The organism is Pseudomonas sp. P5_A12 (assembly GCF_056400685.1).
The window spans coordinates 1-2813 of the sequence record NZ_JBFUKU010000465.1 but is presented as its reverse complement, the minus strand read 5'-3'; the positions used below and the strand labels follow the sequence as shown (position 1 = coordinate 2813).

The window sequence follows — 2813 nt, the reverse complement described above, 5'->3', positions numbered from 1 at the left end:
AAGGTGCACCGTGCTGCTCTAGGTAAGAAGGGGCAGCACAAGTGACCATGGACACAGTGCCAATCCTTCGAGCTACCAGACTGGATGAATCGAGTTCTCCGAGTCGTACCGCGCAGTCTATCCCTTCAGCAATCAAATCGACCTGGTGATCCGAGGAACCCAGGATCAATTCGATTTCCGGGTAGAGCTCGCGAAACCTGGGAAGGGAAGGGATGATGAATGCCTTGGCGAGTGTCACCGGGACGTCCACCCTCAGCTTGCCTCGTGGAGGTCGATCAGGTGAGAACCATGCGACTGTATCTGATAGGTCAGCGAGTAACTGCTTGCACCTGCCATAGAACTCGTCACCCTCCGGTGTCACATGGATCTTGCGGGTTGTGCGATGCAAAAGTTGGACGTTGAGTTCCTGTTCAAGGTTTTGAATGGCTTTAGACAGGGCAGGCCGATGAAGCCTCAGCGACTCAGCAGCACGGGTATAGCTGCCTTGTTCAACCACAGCCACGTAGATTTCCATCGCCTCGATCATATTCATAGTCAGGTCTTCATTTGCAAAATTAAGGACTTCTTACCCAGTGCGAATGGCTATCCCGACTTAAGGCCTGCGCGCTTAAAAAGCGCCGTCATTCATCAGGAGCCTCGCACGGTTTACCGCATCATTGCCAACCTAATCAGTAAGCTGTCTCGCACCTAAAAGCGCGAGTACAGGCTCATGCATTTTGCCGAAATCTAGATGGCTCCGTTCCGTATCGCTCTGTGAAGCGTTTGCTGAAGCTCGCGACTGAGGCATAGCCCACTTTCGAGGCGATCGTCTTAACGGGCAGGCTAGAGGTCATGAGCAAGTGGAGGGCATTTGACACCCTCGCATCCGCAATCAAAGTGCGAAGATTCGTATGTTCGCTTGCCAGCTTGCGCCTGAGAGTGGGGCCGCTGATGCCGAGGGTTTCCTCGATGTCCTGCGCCGACCAACCCTTGCTTGGCTCACTACCTACCATTCGCTTGATCGTTGCGGCCAAGCTGTCCGGCGGCAGTCGGAGCAATCCGCGATGACCATGACCGTGCAGGTGAATGACTACCTCTACCATGGCATGCAACGAAAGCGTCCGCTCTCCTTTCTTCATGGCGCGAGTCCACCGGTCAAGTGGCTCATCCAGCATGGATAGCGCGATCGAAGAGATGGCACCTCGTTCACTTTCGGGTGGCTCAGCGATCAGAAGTCGGGTCGCCTCTAGCTGCTCATCAGTCAATACAACACTCATCGCAATGAATTCATTTGCGACCGCATCGGGTATGTACTCGATGTCGAATGATCTGGCATTTGGGACTACCAAAACGCCGCCTGGGTGGACTTCATGCCAATCGGAGTTTTCGTTGTAGCGAAAATAGCCCAACAGCGGGAACGCCAAGGTCGGGCCATCGACATCATGTTTTTTCACTAAGTGGGACTGGATCGAGCGAAGACAGTCGCAGGGCAGCGGCTTATCCGATGTAGCCAACGTGAGTAGGCTTTGCAAGATGCCATCAGCTTTGCCTGAGGCGGTATCACGGGTCAAATGATGGCTCCTATCAATGCCGGGCTCTATATCAAGGTAGCGCGTTTTGCATAGCCTTTGTTGAAACAAACCGAAAAATCAATGCTGTACCCACCACTGGTTCAATTACTTTCCACCGTGGATTTTCCACATACATGAGCGGGAAACGCACTAAGTTGAGCGGATCGGATCACCTGTCGGGCATAAGCTTTCACTCAAGAAATGCTCATGGTGAGCACGGCTATCGAGGTCTGTATGAGTCTTATCCAAACGTTCCAAGCACCTGCAGTCAATCGCAAACGTGTGGGCGACATGACAGTCACAATGCTTAGTGACGGCTACCTTGATGTATCTTTCGAACTGCTTAGCGGTATCGATGGTTCCAAGGCTGAAGCCTTGCTGGAAAAGCGCGGAGCAGAGCCAGTCCCACGTATGAACATCAACATCTACGTCGTGCAGAAGGGTGACCGGACGATCCTGATCGATAGCGGTGCGGGTGGTGTTAGCGGCTGGGGAGGCAGGCTTCATGTTGCATTGGCAGCAGCGGGTATTGATCCACTTCAGATTGATACCGTCCTCCTGACTCATGCACACCCGGATCATATCGGTGGCTTGGCTGGCCCGCTGAAGACCCCAATCTTCCGTAACGTCGAAAGACTGTTCGTTCACGATCAGGAGCTTGCGTTCTGGCGGAACGACACCATCCGCTCAAATGCACCGGACGGCTTCAAACCATTCTTCGAACTTGCGCAGAATGCGTTCGATGCGTAYGACGACCGTATTGTGACATTCATCGGCGAGGACATTCTTCCGGGTATTCAGGCCGTCGCGCTTCCTGGTCACACACCTGGCCACACTGGGTATTTGATCGGTGAAGGCTCAGACTCGATCCTGGTATGGGGTGACATCGTTCACTTCCCGCACATCCAGGTCGTCCAGCCGGAAGTGACAATTGCATTTGATAGTGATCCAGCCCAGGCGGCAGCTACGCGTAACCGACTGCTCGATCGAGTTGCCAGTGATCGCACCAAAGTCACTGGCATGCATTTCAACTTGCCTACGACCGGCCACATCCACCGCGATGGCTCTAGCTACGCACTCGACTATGACCTCTGGTCTCCTGCTTTTTAAGCTGTCATCAAAGCTCTCGATCAGCAGAGGGCCACTTCAGCAGAGCCCATTCTTGATGCTCTGCGACGGTGCTGTCCTCCAGTACCTACCAGGCGTCAGGGGTGAACTCAAGCCCGCGGCCCGAAGTGAGTGAGGCACTGCCGCATCTCACCC

3 protein-coding genes are annotated in these 2813 nt (G+C 54.0%); 1 reads left to right on the top strand and 2 read right to left on the bottom strand.

Going from position 1 to position 2813, the window contains the following annotated elements; genetic code table 11:
* Positions 1 to 532, bottom strand: a 532-nt coding sequence (locus AC1DSG_RS29945; RefSeq protein WP_477794099.1) for a LysR family transcriptional regulator, incomplete at its 3' end; no start/stop codon positions are given.
* A gap of 175 nt (positions 533 to 707) precedes the next feature.
* Positions 708 to 1550, bottom strand: a complete 843-nt coding sequence (locus AC1DSG_RS29940; RefSeq protein ID WP_477794098.1) for a helix-turn-helix transcriptional regulator — start codon at positions 1548 to 1550, stop codon at positions 708 to 710.
* A gap of 234 nt (positions 1551 to 1784) precedes the next feature.
* Here AC1DSG_RS29940 and AC1DSG_RS29935 point away from each other — a divergent pair, with 234 nt between their 5' ends.
* Positions 1785 to 2660 carry an MBL fold metallo-hydrolase gene (locus AC1DSG_RS29935; RefSeq protein ID WP_477794097.1) on the top strand — a complete coding sequence of 292 codons (876 nt, stop codon included), beginning with the start codon at positions 1785 to 1787 and terminating at the stop codon, positions 2658 to 2660.
* The last annotated feature ends 153 nt before the right edge of the window (positions 2661 to 2813 follow it).